General features: G+C 63.0%; 15 protein-coding genes and 2 tRNA genes. 11 read left to right on the top strand and 6 right to left on the bottom strand.

Annotated elements, in window-relative coordinates; all coding sequences use genetic code 11:
* Positions 1-14: 14 nt before the first annotated feature.
* Positions 15-353 carry a P-II family nitrogen regulator gene (locus AC13HB_RS12865; protein WP_482950169.1) on the bottom strand — a complete coding sequence of 113 codons (339 nt, stop codon included), beginning with the start codon at positions 351-353 and terminating at the stop codon, positions 15-17.
* A gap of 109 nt (positions 354-462) precedes the next feature.
* Here AC13HB_RS12865 and AC13HB_RS12860 point away from each other — a divergent pair, with 109 nt between their 5' ends.
* The 3 genes from AC13HB_RS12860 to AC13HB_RS12850 all read left to right on the top strand — a co-directional run bounded on the left by AC13HB_RS12860 (position 463) and on the right by AC13HB_RS12850 (position 5,891).
* Positions 463-2,001, top strand: coding sequence for an NAD(P)H-hydrate dehydratase (locus AC13HB_RS12860; protein ID WP_482950168.1), 1,539 nt, complete (start codon positions 463-465; stop codon positions 1,999-2,001).
* Between the two features lie 81 nt (positions 2,002-2,082).
* Positions 2,083-4,362 carry an NADP-dependent malic enzyme gene (locus AC13HB_RS12855; protein ID WP_482950167.1) on the top strand — a complete coding sequence of 760 codons (2,280 nt, stop codon included), beginning with the start codon at positions 2,083-2,085 and terminating at the stop codon, positions 4,360-4,362.
* 104 nt (positions 4,363-4,466) lie between these two features.
* The gene (locus tag AC13HB_RS12850) at positions 4,467-5,891 is read left to right on the top strand and encodes an MATE family efflux transporter (RefSeq protein ID WP_482950166.1); all 1,425 of its coding nucleotides are present in this window, start codon (positions 4,467-4,469) and stop codon (positions 5,889-5,891) included.
* A 2-nt stretch (positions 5,892-5,893) separates the two neighbouring features.
* On the opposite strand, the gene AC13HB_RS12845 is transcribed toward AC13HB_RS12850, so the two are convergent.
* Positions 5,894-6,508: a methyltransferase domain-containing protein gene (locus tag AC13HB_RS12845; protein ID WP_482950165.1), complete on the bottom strand. Its 615-nt coding sequence runs from the start codon at positions 6,506-6,508 to the stop codon at positions 5,894-5,896.
* Positions 6,509-6,655: 147 nt separating this feature from the next.
* On the opposite strand from AC13HB_RS12845, the gene AC13HB_RS12840 reads away from it, so the two are divergent.
* The 6 genes from AC13HB_RS12840 (at position 6,656) to pheA (ending at position 14,763) form a co-directional block, all read left to right on the top strand.
* A tRNA-Leu gene (locus AC13HB_RS12840) sits at positions 6,656-6,740 on the top strand.
* A gap of 214 nt (positions 6,741-6,954) precedes the next feature.
* On the top strand, positions 6,955-8,529 hold the full coding sequence (tig, locus tag AC13HB_RS12835) for a trigger factor (protein ID WP_482950164.1): 1,575 nt from the start codon (positions 6,955-6,957) through the stop codon (positions 8,527-8,529).
* A 194-nt stretch (positions 8,530-8,723) separates the two neighbouring features.
* Complete coding sequence (locus tag AC13HB_RS12830) at positions 8,724-9,359, top strand: ATP-dependent Clp protease proteolytic subunit (protein WP_482950163.1); 636 nt, start codon at positions 8,724-8,726, stop codon at positions 9,357-9,359.
* 160 nt (positions 9,360-9,519) lie between these two features.
* The gene (gene clpX, locus AC13HB_RS12825; protein ID WP_482950162.1) at positions 9,520-10,791 is read left to right on the top strand and encodes an ATP-dependent Clp protease ATP-binding subunit ClpX; all 1,272 of its coding nucleotides are present in this window, start codon (positions 9,520-9,522) and stop codon (positions 10,789-10,791) included.
* Between the two features lie 139 nt (positions 10,792-10,930).
* Complete coding sequence (lon, locus tag AC13HB_RS12820) at positions 10,931-13,336, top strand: endopeptidase La (protein WP_482950161.1); 2,406 nt, start codon at positions 10,931-10,933, stop codon at positions 13,334-13,336.
* Positions 13,337-13,608: 272 nt separating this feature from the next.
* On the top strand, positions 13,609-14,763 hold the full coding sequence (gene pheA, locus AC13HB_RS12815) for a prephenate dehydratase (protein ID WP_482950160.1): 1,155 nt from the start codon (positions 13,609-13,611) through the stop codon (positions 14,761-14,763).
* A gap of 48 nt (positions 14,764-14,811) precedes the next feature.
* On the opposite strand, the gene AC13HB_RS12810 is transcribed toward pheA, so the two are convergent.
* Both AC13HB_RS12810 and AC13HB_RS12805 read right to left on the bottom strand, forming a co-directional pair.
* A complete protein-coding gene (locus tag AC13HB_RS12810; protein ID WP_482950159.1) occupies positions 14,812-15,075 on the bottom strand; it encodes a YiaA/YiaB family inner membrane protein in 264 nt (87 codons plus the stop codon).
* 11 nt (positions 15,076-15,086) lie between these two features.
* Complete coding sequence (locus tag AC13HB_RS12805) at positions 15,087-15,788, bottom strand: PspA/IM30 family protein (RefSeq protein ID WP_482950158.1); 702 nt, start codon at positions 15,786-15,788, stop codon at positions 15,087-15,089.
* Positions 15,789-15,902: 114 nt separating this feature from the next.
* Between AC13HB_RS12805 and AC13HB_RS12800 the strand changes: the two genes are divergently transcribed.
* Both AC13HB_RS12800 and AC13HB_RS12795 read left to right on the top strand, forming a co-directional pair.
* Positions 15,903-16,541 (top strand): TetR/AcrR family transcriptional regulator, encoded by a 639-nt coding sequence (locus tag AC13HB_RS12800; protein WP_482950157.1) that lies wholly within the window; start codon positions 15,903-15,905, stop codon positions 16,539-16,541.
* A 55-nt stretch (positions 16,542-16,596) separates the two neighbouring features.
* Positions 16,597-16,672: transfer RNA gene (locus AC13HB_RS12795), tRNA-Val, on the top strand.
* 60 nt (positions 16,673-16,732) lie between these two features.
* Here AC13HB_RS12795 and bioD read toward each other — a convergent pair.
* Together bioD and bioF are read right to left on the bottom strand one after the other, a co-directional pair.
* The gene (gene bioD / locus AC13HB_RS12790; protein WP_482950156.1) at positions 16,733-17,386 is read right to left on the bottom strand and encodes a dethiobiotin synthase; all 654 of its coding nucleotides are present in this window, start codon (positions 17,384-17,386) and stop codon (positions 16,733-16,735) included.
* Positions 17,383-18,561: an 8-amino-7-oxononanoate synthase gene (gene bioF, locus AC13HB_RS12785; RefSeq protein ID WP_482950155.1), complete on the bottom strand. Its 1,179-nt coding sequence runs from the start codon at positions 18,559-18,561 to the stop codon at positions 17,383-17,385. Before bioF ends, bioD begins: the two co-directional genes overlap by 4 nt.
* Positions 18,562-18,585: the final 24 nt, after the last annotated feature.

Genomic DNA, 18,585 nt, shown 5'->3' with positions numbered 1-18,585 from the left:
AGGTCAAGGAATGATCAAAGGGCATCCCGGCCGGTTTCGCCGGTCCGGATGCGGATAACGCTTTCGATCGGGCTGACGAATATCTTTCCGTCGCCGATACGGCCTGTCTGGGCCGCATTCTGGATGGCTTCCACCGCGGCGTCGACGCGCTCGGCAGGCAGGACCAGCTCGATCTTGATCTTGGGAAGGAAGTCGACGACGTACTCGGCGCCGCGATAGAGTTCCGTATGGCCCTTCTGTCGCCCGAAGCCCTTGGCTTCGATGACGGTAAGGCCCTGGACGCCGATTTCCTGAAGGGCTTCCTTCACGTCGTCCAGTTTGAACGGTTTTATGATGGCTTCGATTTTCTTCATCACCGACTCCATGATCTTGCCGCGACGCTATCGCCGGGTCCGGGTGTGACAAGCGAGAAACGGCAGTCCCGATGAGAGGAGCAGGCAATTGCTACTCAATAAGGCAGGCATGCCACACAATGATGCATCCATCCGGCACCCCGTCCGGAACGCGATTCTGAGCACGGGCGACTGCGGTGTGTGCGATCGTCATGCCGCTGAAAAAGGCGTGTCGGGCAAAGCGCTTATGGACCGTGCCGGTCATGCCATGGCGCGGGCCATCATGCAACGTTGGGCGCCTCGACCCGTCAGCGTCCTGTGCGGGCCCGGAAATAATGGCGGCGATGGTTTCGTATGTGCGCGCAACCTGCACGAAGCCGGTTGGACCGTCGCGGTTTTCCTCGCGGGTAAGACCTCGGATCTGAAAGGCGACGCCAGAGCAGCCTGCGAGGCCTGGGGAGGGCCCGTCCAGCCACTTTCACTCGCTGCGCTGGACGGAGCGGGGCTCGTCGTGGACGCGATTTTCGGGGCGGGACTCAACCGGGCGCCGGACGGCGAGATCGCAAGGGTCATCGATGCGGTGGCAAACTCCGACAGGCCCGTGATCGCAGCGGATCTCCCCAGCGGTGTTTCAGGGGACACGGGCCGCCCGCTTGGCGTCGCCGTGAGGGCCGACCTCACCGTGACTTTCCATCGCGCGAAGCCGGCTCACATCCTCGAGCCCGGAGCGGGACTGTGTGGTGAAGTCGTGCTGGCCGATATCGGTATTCCCGATAGCTGGCGGCAGGTCGTCGAGCCGGTGGCCCGTTTGAATACGCCGGATATTTGGAGTGGCCATCTACCTGTGCGGTCGTCGCAAAGCCACAAGCATGGACATGGGCGTCTCGCAGTCTTCACCGGTCCTGCCAGCGCGACCGGTGCGGCCCGCCTTGCGGCTCGGGCAGGGCTTCGGGCGGGCGCAGGTCTCGTCACGCTGGTGAGCCCGCCGGGGGCGGTCCTCGTCAATGCGACAGCGTCGACAGCCGTCATGGTTCGCAGTCGCGCCTCGGAGGTGCGAGCCGGGAATGCCCTGGGAGAGCTGAAGGCGAGCTGTGCCGTCATGGGGCCTGCCATGGGGGTGGGCGAGGACACGCGCGACGCGGTGTTGTCGGCGCTCGGCTCGAACGCATCGCTCGTACTCGACGCGGATGCTCTGACCAGTTTCGAGGCGGCACCCGGACCATTGTTTGCCGCGTTGCGGGCAGAGGATGTGCTGACGCCGCACCCCGGCGAGTTCCGGCGTCTTTTCCCCGATATCGCGGATGAGACCGGGAGCCGGGTCGACGCCGCACGGTCGGCCGTCGAACGGGCGGGTTGCACGATCCTTCTCAAGGGCGCTGATACCGTCATCGCGTCTCCGGGGATATGCCCGGTCGTGAACCGCCATGCGTCCCCATCCCTGGCGACTGCGGGCAGCGGGGACGTGCTGGCCGGCCTTATCGGCGGTCTGATGACGCAGGGGATGAGCGGGTTCGAAGCCGCCTGCGGGGGCGCATGGCTGCACGGCGATACGGCTCTGCGCCTGGGGCAGGGGCTGATCGCGGAAGATCTGGTGGAAGCCACTCCGGCGAGCCTTCAGGCCTTGCACCGGCATCTGCGCCGGAACCGCGCACTTAGCCATCTGCTTTAGCATACGAGCCAAGCGCCTGCGGGGCTTGGCTCAGGCCCCGGCGCGGTTCATGTTCGACCGGATCGAATTCGAAGGCCCTCCATGCCGCAAGACACATCCTACCGCCCCGACCAGCAGCTCGATTTCGATGCGCTGCGCTTCCACATGAAACCGACCCCGGGCAAGCTCGGCGTTACGGCGACCAAGCCGATGGCGACGCAGCGCGATCTGGCGCTGGCCTACAGCCCGGGCGTGGCAGCGCCCGTGCGGGCGATCGCCGAGGATCCGGAGACCGTCTACGACTATACGTCGAAGGGGAATATGGTCGCCGTCGTGTCTAACGGCACGGCCATCCTCGGTCTGGGCAATCTGGGTGCGGCGGCGTCCAAGCCGGTGATGGAAGGCAAGGCGGTCCTGTTCAAGCGTTTCGCCGATATCGACGCTGTCGATGTCGAGGTCGACTACACGGACCCGGACAAGTTCATCGAGTGCGTGCGCGGCTTCGGCAACACGTTCGGCGGAATCAATCTGGAAGACATCAAGGCACCGGAATGTTTCGAGATCGAGCGCCGGCTTCGCGAAGAACTCGATATCCCGGTCTTCCATGACGACCAGCACGGAACCGCGATCATCGCCGCTGCGGGCCTGATCAATGCCTGCGACCTGACCGGCCGCAAGTTCGAGGATCTCAAAGTGGTGCTCTGCGGGGCAGGCGCGGCTGGCCTGTCCGTTCTCGAGCTCATCGAATCGATGGGTGTGAAGTCGGAAAACACCATCGTCGTCGATATCGAGGGCGTGGTGTATGAGGGTCGTCCGGGCTGCCACGAGCGCCTGGCCCGCCATGCGATCAAGACCGACAAGCGTACGCTCGCAGAAGCGGCGGAAGGCGCTGACTGCCTGCTGGGTCTGTCGGCCGCAGGGGCTTTCACCAAGGAGATCGTGGCCTCGCTGGCGCCGAACCCGATCATCTTCGCCATGGCCAATCCGACGCCGGAAATCACGCCGGAAGAGGTCAAGGCGGTTCGCTCCGACGCGATCATGGCCACCGGGCGTTCCGATTACCCCAACCAGGTCAATAACGTCCTCGGGTTTCCTTACATCTTTCGGGGTGCGCTCGACGTGCGCGCGCGCACTATCAATGAGGAAATGAAGATCGCCGCCGCGCGGGCGCTGGCCGCGCTGGCGCGCGAGGATGTGCCGGACGAAGTGGCGCAGGCCTACAAGGTCGAGCGCCTGCGCTATGGCCGCGAATACATCATTCCGACGCCCTTCGATCCGCGCCTCATTTCCTGGGTGCCGCCCTTCGTCGCCCAGGCTGCGATCGATACCGGGGTGGCACGGCGCCCGATCGAGGAGACCGAGGGATACAAGCAGGTCCTCGCCCGTCGTCTCGACCCGACCGCCGCCTTGCAGCAGCGGATATCGGCCTCGATCCGCAACGAGAACAAGCGCATTATCTTCGCCGAAGGCGAGGAACCGTCCGTGATTCGTGCGGCCTATGCCTTCCAGACACAGGGACTGGGACAGGCGGTGCTGGTCGCGCGCGAGGATATCGCCGAAGCGAATATGCGAGAGCTGGGCATTCCCACCGGCGTACTGGAAATCGCCAATGCACGGATTTCCGATCACACGCATGAGTATGGCGACTATCTCTACGAACGCCTCCAGCGACGCGGCTATTTGCGCCGCGATGTGCAGCGCCGGGTCAATAACGACCGGAACGTCTTCTCCGCCTGCATGCTGAAGATGGGGCATGCGGACGGTATGGTGACCGGCGTGACGCGCCACTCGAATGTCTGCATGAACGATGTCGAGCTCGTGCTGGATGCGGTCGATGGAAGTCGTGCGGTCGGCGTGACCGCTGCTGTCACACGCGGCCGGACGCTGGTGATCGGCGATTCGAGCGTCACCGAGTTTCCCGACACCGAGGCTCTGGCCGAGATCGCCGTGGCGACCGCGAATGCCGCTCGCCGGCTCGGGCTGACGCCGCACGTCGCCTTCATGTCCTATTCCAGTTTCGGCAATCCGCCGGGCGAGAGATCGGAAAAAATCCAGCAGGCGGTGGCCCGACTGGACGCGATGGGTGTCGAATTCGAATATGAGGGCGAGATGGCGGCGGACGTCGCGCTCGATCCCGAGCATCATGCGCTCTATCCGTTCTCGCGCCTGAGCGAGCCTGCCAATGTGCTGATCATGCCGGCCGTTCACTCGGCCTCGATCGCCATTCGCCTGCTCAAGGCGGCCGGCGGTGCGACGGTGATCGGGCCGATGCTGGTGGGGCTGGAGAAGCCGGTCCAGATTGCCCGGCTTGGCGCCAGCGTGACCGATATCGTGAACCTCGCCGGAATCGCGGCATTCGACCTCAACAAACCGGCCATATAAGACAGACACATAGCCGCCATTCACAGGGAATTGACGGCATGGGGGTGCAGACAGTGCCCCGGCATCCTATCTAGGCTGTCTTGCGAGGTGAGGGACGAGACAGCATGGCCGGACGATCGACACGCGACATGACCGAAGGTCCTGTCTTCGGGCATATTTTCCGCATGCTGTTGCCCATGAGCTTCGGTATCCTGGCGATGATGCTGGTGGGTATCGTGGATACTTACTGGGTGGGCACGCTGGGTACGGCACAACAGGCTGCCGTGCAGATGAGCTTCCCCGTGACCATGCTGGTGATGAGCGTCTCCATCGGCCTTGGTGCCGGTGCCGTTTCCGCCGTTTCGCGTGCCGCCGGCCGCAAGGATTCGTCCTCCATTCCGCGTATCGCGACCGATGCGATGATGCTCGCCCTGCTTTCGGTCGGTGCAGTCTCGGCGGTGGGCGTGCTGACCGTGGAACAGATCTTCGTCGGGCTCGGCGCCAGCGAGACCATGTTGCCGCACGTGGTCGACTACATGACGGTCTGGTTCGGCGGGATCGTGCTGATCGTGGGGCCCATGGTGGCTAGCAATATCCTGCGCGCGCTCGGCAATGCGATCATTCCCAGCCTGATGATGATCGCTGCGGCCTTTGTGAACCTGATCCTCGACCCGATCTTCATCCTCGACGACGTGTTCGGGATCATGCCCGGTCTTGGCTGGGGCGTGTCCGGCGCGGCGCTGGCAACCGTTGCGGCGAATGCTGTCACCTTCGCTATGGTCGGGTCCTATCTCGTCTTCAAGGAAAAGCTGATCGACTTCAATTTCGAGGACTGGGGCGAGGTCCTGCACCATTGGTACGACGTCGCGCGCGTCGGTGCACCGGCCTGCGTGTCCAATATCTTCAATCCCTTCGCCATGATGGTGGCGATGAGCGGGCTGGGCATGGCCCGCTTCGGAGACGCAGCTGTCGGCGGTCTCGGCGTAGCCGGGCGGGTCGAGGCCTTTGCCATCGTCCCGCTGTTCGCGCTCTCCGCCTCGATCGGTGCCGTGACCGGTCAGAATGGCGGTGCGGAACGGATCGATCGGGTGCGCGAGGCCTTCCGGTCCAGCTTCCTCTTTTCAGTAGGCTGGGGGCTCTTCATTGCCCTGGTGCTCTTCCTGACGTCCGACCTCCTGGCCGCGACCTTCCTGCCCAGCGAAGAAGGACAGGCCATTGCGCGGGCCTATTGGCACATCGTGCCGGTGACGATCGCCGGATACGGCATCACAATCGCGGCGAGCGCCGGGTTCAACGGACTGGGGCGCCCCGGTCGCGGGATGATGATCACGGCCGGCCGGGCGCTGGGCCTGATGGTGCCCTTCGTACTTCTGGGCAGCTGGATGATCGGCGCCCCGATCGGCGTGATCGCGGGCGTGGCTCTGGCCAATCTTGTAGCGGGTCTGGCAACGGTGACTTTCGTCCTCGTCCGGGCGCCCATGACCGCCAAGCACGGACGCGCGCGTCAGCGCAAGACGGTCGAGCCGGCACCGGCCGAAGATCCGGCCTAGTCTCAGGATGCGCGGAGGGTCAGGATTCCGGCCAGTTCCGGCTTGCCGTTGAGAGACGGGTGAGGGCAGGGGCGGAAGTCCGTGTCGGACGGCCAGTCCCATCGATCCGCCGGAAATAGCGAACGCATAGCGTCCAGCGAGCAGCCATAGGGCGGGCCACCCATTTCGTCCTTCTGCATGAACAGGGCAAGCAATTGTCCGCCCGGCTTCAGCCAGCGGCGCAGCGCAGCCTCGTAATCGGTCCGCAGGCTCGGATGAATGGCGCAGAGGAAAGTCTGTTCGTGGACCAGATCGACGGGTTCGTCCGGTGTCCAGGCGAGACTGTCGCCCTCGACGAAATGGCCGCTCAGGCCGAGTTGGTCGAAATGCGCCTTCTGCCAGGCGATGGCGGTTCCGGAGAGGTCCATCGCAGTGACCTCGAGACCAAGTCCGGCAAAGAAGGCCGGCTCCGGCGAACGTCCGCAGCCGGGCACGATAATGCGCCGTCCCGCTTCCAGCGCCCCCGCTTGCTGCCAGAGTGCGATCGCCGGATGCAGGTCGCCTCGTTCCCAGGGGGTCTCATTGTCGCGAAATCGCGCTTCCCAATCGAGAGCGGTCCTGTCCTCGCTCGCACTCATGGCCGCCGTCCTTACTTGCAAAATCGCGAGAATATTTGGCGACCCGGGCGAAAACGTCCAGAGGCGTGCTGCAAGCGGTGTGTTGGGTGCTCTGCCTCAGCCAGCTTGCGCATCGCCGTGCCTCATGCCAATACGCCGGCCCGGCTCGCGGATGTGGCGGAATTGGTAGACGCGCTGGATTTAGGTTCCAGTGCCGCAAGGCGTGGAGGTTCGAGTCCTCTCATCCGCACCAGCCTTCGCCCTTCGGGCTTCGGGTGCAGGCCCCCCGAAGCCTCGGCGAAGGGGGAGGGTTCGAGAATGAAGTACTTCACCATTACTCGTCTCACCTCCATCTGCACACACCAGCCGCTTCCCGGCGTTGCACGTCGCGAATCCGCGTGACATAACGCGCGCTCGATTTTCCATGCGGACCCGTCCGCCTATCTAATGAACGTCAAGGCCAACCCATGAATGTCATCGAGAAAGCCTCCGAAGGCTTGAGCCGCACCTTTGAGATCGTCTTCCCGGCTGACGATCTGCAAGCTCGCCTGGATGCGAAGATCGAAGAGATCCGTCCGGAAGTCCGCCTCAAGGGCTTCCGTCCGGGCAAGGTTCCCTCCAGCCACATCCGCAAGATGTTCGGCGAGTCCATCATGGGCGACCTGCTGAACGAGCTGGTTCCGGAAACCACGCAGAAGACGCTGGACGAAAAGAATATCCGTCCTGCTTCGCAGCCCGATATCGAAGTCACCAGCGAGGCGAAGGACGTGATCGCCGGCAAGGCCGACTTCAAGTTCGAGATCAGCCTTGAAGTCATGCCGGAATTCGAGCCGGCCGACCCGGCCAAGATCAAGGTCGAGCGTCCGGTCGCCGAGGTTGCCGACAGCGATCTGGACGAGACGCTCGAGCGTCTGGCCAATGAAAACCGCGAATTCGCGGCCAAGAAGGGCGGCAAGAACGCCAAGGCGGAAGAGGGTGATGTCGTCGTCGTCGATTTCGTCGGCAAGATCGATGGCGAGGCCTTCGAGGGCGGTTCCGCCGAGGATGCCCGTGTCGCCATCGGCGACGGTGCCTTCATTCCGGGTTTCGAAGAGCAGCTCATCGGTGCCAAGGTCGGCGAAGAGCGCGAGCTCAAGGTGACCTTCCCGGAAGAGTATCAGGCCACGCACCTGGCCGGTAAGGACGCGATCTTCGAGACCACGGTCAAGGCGATCGAGTCCGCCCAGGACGCCAAGGTCGACGACGATCTGGCCAAGCGCCTCGGCCTCGACGATCTGAACGCCCTCAAGGACGCGCTGCGCAAGAATTTCGAAGGCGAGTATGCCAAGCAGTCGCGGATGAAGGTGAAGCGCGCAGTGCTCGATGCGCTGGACACTGAGCACCAGTTCGACCTTCCGCCGAAAATGGTCGATGCCGAATTCGAGAACATCTGGCGTGAAGTCGCTCACGCGATCGAGCACGACCACCTCGAGGAAGAGGACAAGGGCAAGTCGGAAGACGAGCTCAAGGAAGAATATCGCGGTATTGCCGAGCGCCGCGTGCGCCTCGGTCTCGTGCTGGCCGAGATCGGCCGCCGCAACAATATCGAGGTGACGCAGGAAGAACTCTCCCGCGCCATCAATGCCGAAGCGGTCAAGTATCCGGGCCAGGAGCGCCAGGTCGTCGAGTTCTATCAGAAGAACCCGAATGCCGTCGCCCAGATGCGCGCCCCGATCTATGAAGAGAAGGTCGTCGACTACATCCTCGAGCTTGCCGATGTGAGCGAGAAGACGGTTTCTCGCGACGCGCTCTTCGCGGACGAGGACGAAGCGCCGGCCAAGAAGAAGGCTCCGGCGAAGAAGAAAGCCGCAGCCAAGAAGGCTCCGGCCAAGAAAGCGGCTGCCAAGAAGGACGAGGGCGAGAAAAAAGCTCCGGCCAAGAAGCCCGCCGCGAAGAAAACCGCCGCCAAGAAGGATGAGGGCGAGAAGAAGGCTGCCGCCAAGAAGCCGGCCGCCAAGAAAGCCCCGGCCAAGAAGAAGGCTGCAGCGAAAAAGGCCGACTGAGCCGACGCTGATCCGGAATGAAACAACGCCGGCGCTCGATGGGCGCCGGCGTTTTTCTTTGCCGGAATCTTTCCCGGGATTTCACAGGGCTTGCTGCACGGCGCGCCTTGCCTACAACTTCAACGACCGCGATAGTTCGCTATCCCGTCTGATGTGAATCGGCCGAAACCGGCCGAAACCCCAAGGAGCGCGACATGTATGATCCCCAGGACGTAGCGATGAATCTGGTTCCGATCGTCGTTGAGCAAACCAGTCGGGGCGAACGGTCCTTCGACATTTATTCGCGTCTCCTCAAGGAGCGCATCATCTTTGTGACCGGTCCCATCGAGGACCACATGGCGAGCCTGATCGTTGCCCAGCTTCTCTTTCTGGAGTCGGAGAACCCCAAGAAAGAGATCTCGATGTACATCAACTCGCCGGGCGGCGTGGTCTCGGCCGGTCTCGCGATCTACGACACGATGCAGTATATCCGCAGCCCGGTCTCGACGATGTGCATGGGCATGGCGGCCTCGATGGGCTCACTGCTGCTCACGGCCGGCGAGAAGGACATGCGCTATGCGACGCCGAATGCGCGTATCATGGTGCACCAGCCCTCCGGCGGCTTCCGCGGCCAGGCTTCGGATATCGAGCGACACGCAGCGGATATCCAGAAGATCAAGCGCCGGCTCAACGAGATTTATGTGCATCACACCGGACGCAAGTATGACGAGATTGAAACTGCCCTCGATCGGGACAATTTCATGTCGGCAGAAGAAGGCAAGGATTTCGGTCTCATAGACCACGTATTCGCCCGCCGTGGCGAAGGCGATGCGGAATCCGAGAAGGAATAAGGTTCGGTCAGACAAGCGTTTGACGCTTGATCGATGCTGCATCGATATGATCGAATGAACATCGAAAGAAACCTTTCGCTAAAGTTCGGCGCCGATTTTGCGTAGGACGTTAAGCGAAAGCGGGTATGATCCACGACCCGCGGGTTGAATTGGAGCGGTCATGAGTAAGACGACGGGCGGAGACAGCGAGTCGAAAAATACCCTCTACTGCTCTTTCTGCGGAAAGAGCCAGCACGAGGTACGCAAGCTGATCGCCGGACCGACGGTGTTCATCTGCGATGAATGCGTAGAACTCTGCATGGACATCATCCGCGAGGAGAACAAGTCCTCTCTGGTGAAGTCCAAGGAAGGCGTCCCGACGCCGCAGGAGATCTTCAACGTTCTCAATGACTACGTGATCGGTCAGTCGCATGCCAAGCGCGTGCTGGCCGTCGCCGTGCACAATCACTACAAGCGCCTGAACCATGCGGCCCAGAATGCCGATGTGGAGCTGGCCAAGTCGAATATCCTGCTGATCGGTCCGACCGGTTGCGGCAAGACGCTGCTGGCCCAGACCCTGGCGCGGATTCTCGACGTGCCCTTCACGATGGCGGACGCCACGACACTGACCGAAGCCGGTTATGTCGGCGAGGACGTCGAGAACATCGTGCTGAAGCTGCTGCAGTCGGCGGATTACAATGTCGAGCGTGCCCAGCGCGGCATCGTCTATATCGACGAGATCGACAAGATTTCCCGCAAGTCGGACAATCCGTCCATAACGCGCGACGTGTCGGGCGAGGGCGTGCAGCAGGCACTTCTGAAGATCATGGAAGGCACGGTCGCGTCCGTGCCGCCGCAGGGTGGCCGAAAGCATCCGCAGCAGGAATTCCTGCAGGTCGACACGACGAATATCCTCTTCGTGGTCGGCGGTGCATTCGCGGGCCTCGACAAGGTGATCTCCCAGCGCGGGCAGGGCTCCTCCATCGGCTTCGGAGCCGATGTGCGCGAACCCGATGCACGCCGTACGGGCGAAATCCTCCGCGGGGTGGAGCCGGACGATCTTCTGCGCTTCGGCCTGATCCCGGAATTCGTCGGCCGTCTGCCGGTGATCGCGACTCTGGAAGACCTCGACGAGGGCGCCCTGGTCCAGATCCTGACCGAGCCGAAGAACGCACTCGTGAAGCAGTATCAGCGCCTCTTCGACATGGAAGGCGTCGGGCTGACCTTTACCGAGGACGCGCTCAAGGCCGTGGCCACGCGTGCGATCCAGCGCAAGACGGGAGCTCGTGGTCTCCGGTCGATCATGGAGGGCATCCTGCTCGAGACCATGTTCGAACTGCCGAGCATGGAAGGCGTGGAAGAGATTGTCGTCAACGCGGAAGTCGTTGAAGGCAATGCGAAACCGCTGTCCATCTACGCAGAGCGCAAGGACGACAAGCGCACGGGTGCTTGACCTTCGGCTTTCGGATCGCCACCTCATGATCAACCGGACGCTGCTCGGCGGCGGTTGAGCCGACCAAGCGAACGTCCCGAATCGAGTCACGATCTCTTGAAGATCTGAACGCGCCCTGATGGGCGCGAATGGAGAATGAATGTCTACTTCGAAGACACTGCCGCTTCTGCCGCTGCGAGACATTGTCGTATTCCCGCACATGATTGTGCCGCTCTTCGTGGGACGCGAGAAATCCGTCAAGGCACTCGAAGAGGTGATGAAGGCGGACAAGCAAATCCTGCTCGCGGCGCAGCGCACGGCGTCCGACGACGAGCCGTCGCCCGATGCGATCCATTCGACAGGTGTCATCGCGTCCGTCCTCCAGCTGCTGAAACTCCCGGACGGGACGGTCAAGGTCCTGGTCGAGGGCGGCACGCGTGTTGAAATCACGGGTTATGTGGATCAGCCGGAGTATTACGAAGCGGTCTGCGAGCCGGTGATCGAGGATCCGGGCGACGAGGCCGAGCTGGAAGCGCTGATGCGCACGGTGGCGTCGAAGTTCGAAGACTATGTGAAGCTGAACAAGAAGGTTCCGCCTGAGGCGCTCGCTTCGCTGGCCCAGATCAACGAGCCGGGCAAGCTGGCCGATTCCATTGCTGCTCATCTCGCCGTGAAGCTGGATGAAAAACAGTCCCTGCTCGAGGATCCTGATGCCTCCAGCCGGCTCGAGCGCGTGCTCGGCCTGATGGAAGGCGAGATCGGGGTGCTCCAGGTCGAGAAGAAAATCCGCTCGCGCGTGAAGCGCCAGATGGAGAAGACCCAGCGCGAGTATTATCTCAACGAGCAGATGAAGGCGATCCAGCGCGAGCTGGGTGAGGGCGATGACAGCCGCGAGGAACTCGCAGAGCTGGAAGAGAAGCTGGCCGAGGCCAAGCTCTCCAAGGAAGCCCGCACCAAAGCGGAAGCCGAGTTCAAGAAGCTGCGCCAGATGAGCCCGATGTCGGCGGAAGCGACCGTCGTGCGGAATTATCTCGACTGGATCCTTGCGGTGCCGTGGGGCAAGCGCAAACGCCTGAAGAACGATCTGGAGCGTGCCGAAGGCGTGCTCGAGTCGGATCATTACGGCCTGGAGAAGGTCAAGGAGCGTATCCTGGAGCACCTCGCCGTGCAGGCGCGGACCCGCAAGCTCAAGGGGCCGATCCTCTGCCTCGTCGGACCGCCCGGCGTCGGCAAGACCTCGCTCGGCCGGTCCATTGCCAAGGCCACCGGCCGCGACTTCGTTCGCATGTCGCTGGGCGGCGTGCGCGACGAGGCCGAGATTCGCGGACACCGGCGGACCTATATCGGATCCATGCCGGGCCGCATTATCCAGTCCATGAAGAAGGTGAACTCCTCCAATCCGCTCTTCCTGCTCGACGAGATCGACAAGCTCGGCGCGGACTATCGCGGCGATCCGGCCTCGGCTTTGCTCGAAGTGCTCGATCCGGAGCAGAATTCGACCTTCAACGACCATTATCTGGAAGTCGATTACGACCTGTCCGACATCATGTTCGTCACCACGGCGAACACGCTGAACCTGCCGCAGCCGCTCCTCGACCGGATGGAGATCATCCGTATCGCCGGCTACACGGAGGACGAAAAGGTCGAGATCGCCAAGCGTCACCTCATCCCCAAGCAGATGAAAAATCATGCGTTGAAGGATGCCGAATGGACGCTCGAGGAGGACGCGCTGCGCGACCTCATCCGTTACTACACCCGCGAGGCGGGCGTACGTAATCTCGAGCGCGAGATTGCCAATCTGGCCCGAAAATCCGTCCGCCAGCTGCAGACGGGCAAGGCGGACAAGGTCACGCTCACGCCGGAAAACCTTGGTGATTTCGCCGGTGTGCGGAAATTCCGCTTCGGCGAGACCGACAAGGACGACCAGATCGGTATCGTGACGGGCCTCGCCTGGACGGAAGTCGGCGGCGATCTCCTGACCATCGAAGCGGTTCGCATGCCGGGCCGCGGCAAGATGACCGTGACAGGCAATCTGCGGGACGTGATGAAGGAATCCATCTCTGCGGCGAACTCCTTCGTGCAGTCGCGGGCGCCGTCACTCGGCATCAAGCCCACCATCTTCCGGGCCGCGGATATTCACGTCCACGTACCGGAAGGCGCGACGCCGAAGGACGGTCCGTCCGCCGGTATCGCCATGATGACGGGTATCGTATCGGTGCTCACGGGCATTCCGGTGCGCAAGGACATCGCCATGACCGGCGAGATTACCCTGCGTGGCCGTGTCCTGCCGATCGGCGGCCTGAAGGAGAAGCTCCTCGCCGCCCTGCGCGGTGGCGTCAAAACCGTGCTGATCCCGAAGGAAAACGAGAAGGACCTCGCGGAGATTCCGGACAATGTGAAGGAAGGCCTCGAGATCATTCCGGTCGAGACCGCGGACGAAGTGCTCACCCGGGCCCTTGTCGAACCGGTCGAGCCGGTCGAATGGACCGAAGCCGACGAAGCGGCTCTGGCCGCGATGGCCGCACAACAGCCTGGCGACCCGACCAATCCGCAGGTCGCGCACTGATCAGCGTGACATCGAGGACACGATCATGGCCGGAGCAGACAGCTCCGGCCATTTTTGTGCAAGCAATGTGCAATTGTCACGAATATGCGCATTGACCTTGCGTCAAACTCTGCCCAGAGTTCCGTCATGACTTTCGCGAGCCTTTATTTTGCCGGCTACTTTACCAGCGCAACCCGTTCGGGGGCGATGGCCGGCTGACGCGTGCGAAAGCGACGAGTTGAACGGGCCTCCCCTCGGGGAGGCCTTTTTTATTGCCTGGAAGGAAAAGTGACATGTCGACGGTGAAGACACGCGACGAAATCAGGGCGGAAATAGCGGCGATCGACCGGACGATCGTAGAGACCATCGCGCAGCGCTCGGCGCTGGTCGACGATATCGTGCAAGACAAGGTGAGGGCGGGCCATCCGGTCAGAGACCGCGACCGGGAACAGGCCCTGCTGCGCGATGCCGTCGCGCTTGGCCGCGAGAAGGGCCTTGCGCCGCAAATCGTCGAGACTGTCTTCCACACCTTGTTCGAGGACTCCATTCGCCGCCAGCGTCAGCGCTTCGACTCCATGCGCGACGACGAGCTCAACGAGGTCAATGTCGCTTATCTCGGCGGGCCGGGCAGTTACAGCCATATTGCCGCGCAGAAGCTCTTCGAGCGTCGCAACGCCACCGTGGTGCCGGCGCCGAAGCGGGATTTCGTCTCGATCTTCCGGGCGGTCGAGAACGGCGAAGTCGATTACGGCGTGGTGCCGATCGAGAACACGACGACGGGCTCCATCAATGAGGCGCTGGATATTCTCCTGAACGGGCGAACGCATATCGTCGGCGAGTTCATGCTGCGCGTGGACCACTGCCTGGTCGGCCGGGCTGGCGGGCAGGGCCGTGTGACGCGTGTCTACGGCCACCCGCAGGCGCTGGCGCAGTGCAAGCGCTATCTCGGTGCTCATCCGGAGATCGAGACGCATATGGCGGCCAGCACGACTCGGGCCCTGGAGCGGATACTGGAGGAAGACGAAACGGCCGCGGCCGTGGCGGGCGAGGATGCGGCGCGCCTGTTCGGGTATGACATCCTGTCCCGCGATATCGGGGATCACGAGCAGAACATCACCCGCTTCATCGTGATCGCCCGCAAGGCGAAGACGCCGGCGCGAGAAGTGGAGTGCAAGACCTCGATGATGTTTACCACGCGCGACGCGCCAGGCGCCCTTGTCGATGCCCTGCTGGGTTTCCGCGACAATGGCATCAACCTGGTGAAACTCGAATCTCGTCCGATCGCCGGCAATCCCTGGGAGGAGATGTTCGTGATGGATGTCGAGGGACATCTCGACGACACGAAAATCCGGGCCAGCCTGTCCGTGCTCGAGGAACATACGCGGGAGATCAAGATCCTCGGCTGTTATGCGGCTGATGCGGTCGATCCCGTCAGCCTTGCCGAATAATACGGGGGTACCTGCGCCGCGATCCGGGCCGCGGCGCAGGGCCAGACGTCAATCGGTGCTGACATATTCGCTGAGCAGTTTTTCCTGCCGGGCGCGTTCGACCTTCGAGGTGAACTGGTCGTTGATGCGCTGTTCCTGGAGCGTCTTTACCAGCGTGATCAGCGACCCGGTCAGGAAAAGCACGCCCATTGCGACATAGCCCTTGGTCGAGAGATTGACGGGCATGAGGAGGAGCGACAGGCCCAGCATGCCGTAGGCGATGGCTACGCAGGCATAGTTGAAGCTTATCCAGAGTTTAGATTGTCCCAGCATGATGGTCTCCTTCAGGCTGCGGTTTCAGATGTGTCGCCGGCGGTCTTGCGCAAGCGTTCGAGGACGTCTTCCGGCCGCGTTCGCCGGGCATCTCCGAAGCCTTCCTTGGCCATCCGGTCCACCAGGGCATCGCCCGAGAGGCCGTCATTGATCTCGTCGAGAATGTCCATTTCCGCGACCGGATCGGCGCCGTCGAGAACCCGGGCGAGTACGGCTTCACCCTCGGAGATGGCCGCAGCGCCGGCGAAATCAGTGCGGGTTTCGCGCAGGCCGTCGCGCTCAGCCTCCATGGCACGTGCTGTGATCAGGCCCTGTCGCAGATCGACCAGGCGCCGCTCGCTTTTCTCCACCATCAGGCGGAGCCGCTCCACGGCAAGCCGGGTACGGTCGAGGGCGTCCTCTCGCGTCGTTTCCTCATTGCAGAGATCGGCCACGGCCTGGGCGCCTTCCTTCGCGAGCGCATCCATGGATGCAGCGAGAGCCTGACGCGTCCGGTCCTCGAGGTCCTTGCGGCGAGCCTTGAGACCGGACAGGGCGCGGGTCTCGTTGCGCTCGCGCAAGATCAGCGCCGCAAGCGAGCGCTTGGCCCGGTCGTGGCCACGTTCGGCTTCGCGGATTTTCTGCTCGATGATCAAGGCCGCATTGGCCGCCTCGATCCCTTCACGGGCACGTTCGGAACGTCCGCGCATAATCGTTATCAGTGTCGAGAACATGGAACTCTCCTGTTACGAACATTGTTCACTTATTCGACGCTAGAGGGGAATCGCATTCACGCAAGAGAGAAAACGAACGTTGTTCATCGAGCTCGGATCGGTTAGAAGAGACGCATGGATGCCCAGCCGAAAACGAAACGCCCCAGGGGACGACCGGCTCTGGGACAGGATGTGCGCGACGCTGCCTTCAAGGCCTGCGGCGCCTTGCTTGCCGAAAGCGGGCTGGAGGGCATGAAGGCCCGTAACGTCGCCAAACGGACCGGTCTGAGCATCGGTTCGATCTACAAGATGTTCGGCGATATCGACGACCTCATCCGCGAGATCAATCTGGAGACCTATGCGCTGCTCGAGGCGCATCACCGGTCAGCGCTGGATGCCGCCGATCTGCCCGAGAGCGAGGTACAGGCGCGCCTCATGGTGCTGGCCAAGGCCTATATCGAATTCATCATTGCCAATGAGCGACGCTGGATGGCGCTCTTGAGCTTCAACCGGGCCAAGGGCGGAGGGGGCAAGCGCTACGCCCAGACCGAGAATGCGCTCTACGGGATTATCGAGACGGTCCTGGCGCCGGCCCCGGGCTTCGCCGATGCCCGCTTCCGGGCGCGGGCCGCGCGCGCGCTGTGGGCGTCGGTGCACGGCATTGTCACGATCACCCTGCCGAACAAGGCACACAAATATCCGGTCCGCGAAGCGATCGCCCAGATCGACCTGATCGTCGGCGGCGTGATGCGGGATGCAGCGCGCAGCGGGTGACCGCACTTGCCGAGGTCCGGGGAGTTCGACTAGATAGCGGCCTCACCGACGGGACGGGCGGTTAGCTCAGTTGGGAGAGCATCTCGTTTACACCGAGAGGGTCGGGGGTTCGAGCCCCTCACCGCCCACCATCGTCCCGCATGCCGCGTGAACGGCCATACGTGCTCGAACAAGGGTTCGAATCGAGTGGACTAGGATGCTGGGCGGAAGATATCCAGCAGATCGTCGGCATTCCCTTCGCGATAGATACGCACGTCGGTGCGCGGCGCGAAGCGGCGGATGGATTGTACCGTTTCCTCGACCTCAACCGGCGCCTCTCCGTGATCATTGACGATGACGACGCAATTGCTGTCCAGCACGCGCAATGCGGTGAGCGTGTGCGAGATCGTGCCGAGATAGGCGCCTGTTACCAGCACGATCCGGGCGTCGAGCTCGCGGATGAGGTCGAGATTGAGACCATCCTCGGCGAGCGGCGACATGATGCCCCCGGCCCCCTCGATAATGGTCGGCATGTCACGGCTGACATGGTCGAGGCACCAGTTCACCACGGCCTGGATCGGCAGGGATCGTTTCTCGCGCCGGGCGGCCATATCCGGCGAAAGCGGGGCTTCGAACCGCCAGGGCGAGACGGACTGGAGCGCGTCGCCCGTGAGCGCCATCCCGTTGGCGCGCATGAGGCGGATCGTATCCGTCGCGTTGAGGGCAGACTTGTCGAATCCCGAGATTACGGGCTTGAGAATACAGGCCTCGCCACCGGCGGCGCGCCAGGCTTCGAGCATGGCGCAGAGGATATGCGTCTTTCCGACATCGGTTCCGGTGCCGGTGAAGAAGATGGGACGCATCATTCGGCGGCCTCGCATTGTTCCAGGACCGGCGCCAGTGCGGCGGCGAGCCGGTCCACATCCGCCTCATCATGGGATGCCGAGAAGGTGATACGCAATCGCGATGTGCCCCGCGGCACAGTCGGCGGTCGGATGGCCGTCACGAGGAAGCCGTTTTCCTGCAGGTGTTTCGAGGCTGCGAGCGTGGCGTCTTCCCGTCCCAGAACCACTGGCACGATGGGTGAAACAGGCTCGTCGAGTCCCAGCGCCGCCGCGAATCGCCGTGCCAGCGCGACCGGCCGCCCGCACCGGGCCGTGTCCTGTTCGACAATGTCGAGCGCCGCGAGCGCTGCGGCGGCAGAGGCGGGGGGCAAGGCCGTCGTGAAGACGAGCGAGCGCGCCCGCGTACGCAGCAGGTCGCAGACCGCGCGTGAGGCGCACAGATACCCGCCATAGCTTCCCAGAGCCTTGGACAATGTACCCATCTGCAGGGGGGCTCGCGCTGGAGGCGTGAAGGCATGGGCCGAGCCTGCGCCCCGACCGATGACACCGACTCCGTGCGCATCGTCGACGAGTGTCCACGCGTCGTAGCGATCGGCGAGAGCCAGCAATTCCGGTATCGGCGCGATATCACCGTCCATGGAGAAAACCCCGTCCGTCAGGATCAGGGCGTGGCGGCTTTCGGCCCGGTAAGCGTCGAGCAGGCTTCGGAGATTGTCGAGGTCATTGTGCCGGAAGGTCTCGACCCGTGCGCCGGACAGCCGTGCGCCAGCATGGAGGCAGGCATGGCCCAGCGCGTCCACCAACACCAGATCGCCGGGACCGGTAAGGGCGGGCGTGATGCCCAGATTGGCCAGATATCCCGATCCGAACAGAAGTGCGTCTTCGGTGCCTTTGAGCTCAGCGAGGCGGCGCTCAAGCTCGAACAGGAGTGGATGTCCGCCCGTCACCAGGCGTGAGGCGCCGGCACCAGTGCCGTAAAGGGCGACGGCATCGGCCGCAGCCGCCTTGATCGCCGGATCGTGTGCGAGCCCGAGATAGTCGTTGGAACAGAAATTGAGCAGCGTCCGACCATCGCGCTCGACACGAACCGCATCGAACGGGCGTGTTTCGACGGTCCGGCGCCGGAGGTTTCGGCGCTCGAGGCCTGCCAGCTTGGTGGCGGCAAAGCGTTCCAGCGATGCTGCGGTCGATGTCATGACTGCCCTGTTGCACAGAATGCG

This window comes from Maricaulis sp. B-26 (assembly GCF_056857855.1).
This window is presented reverse-complemented; position numbering and strand designations above follow the sequence as displayed.